The organism is Novosphingobium mangrovisedimenti (assembly GCF_025153475.1).
GTDB classification, from domain to species: Bacteria; Pseudomonadota; Alphaproteobacteria; order Sphingomonadales; family Sphingomonadaceae; genus Novosphingobium; species Novosphingobium mangrovi_A.
Genome location: NZ_JANZXA010000056.1, coordinates 1 through 593, shown reverse-complemented (window position 1 = coordinate 593; position 593 = coordinate 1). Strand labels below are relative to the sequence as shown.

1 protein-coding gene is annotated in these 593 nt (G+C 60.9%); it reads right to left on the bottom strand.

What is annotated here, in order from left to right; genetic code table 11:
• Positions 1 to 50: 50 nt before the first annotated feature.
• Positions 51 to 593 (bottom strand): acyl-CoA dehydrogenase family protein (locus NZK81_RS21435; RefSeq protein WP_260047986.1); only part of this gene is annotated, 543 nt, incomplete at its 5' end.

Sequence of the window (593 nt, the reverse complement as noted above, 5' to 3'; positions counted from 1 at the left end):
CCCCTGGCCGCCCATGGTGCAGCCTGCGGATGAAGTGCAACCCACGAAGGTCAATTCGCCGCCGCAAATTCGCGCAGCATGTGCTTAGCGATCTGGAGTTGCAGGATCTGGGTCGTGCCTTCATAAATCCGATATATGCGCGCATCGCGGAAGAAACGTTCGGCATCGTATTCGGCAAGATAGCCGGCACCGCCGTGGATCTGGACGCAGGCATCAACCACCCGGCCGCACATTTCCGTCGCGAAAACCTTGAACGCCGCTGCTTTGCGCAAGATGTTCTCGCCTGCGTCGGCGCGCCGGGTGACATCGTCCATCATGCATTCGGCGGCATAGATTTCGATCTCGCTCTGGGCGAGCATCTGCTGGATCAACTGGAAGTTGGCAATCGGCTCGCCGAATGCCTTGCGCTCGGTCGCGTATCGGATGGCGCTGTCCAGCGCCCGGCGGGCATAAGCGGTCGCTGCGGCGCCCACCGACATCCTGCCGTTGTCGAGGCTCATCATCGCGAATGCAAAGCCCTTGCCAAGTTCGCCGCCGAGCAAAGCCTGGCTGCCAACGTGGACATCTTCCAGCACGATATCGGCGATATGGCT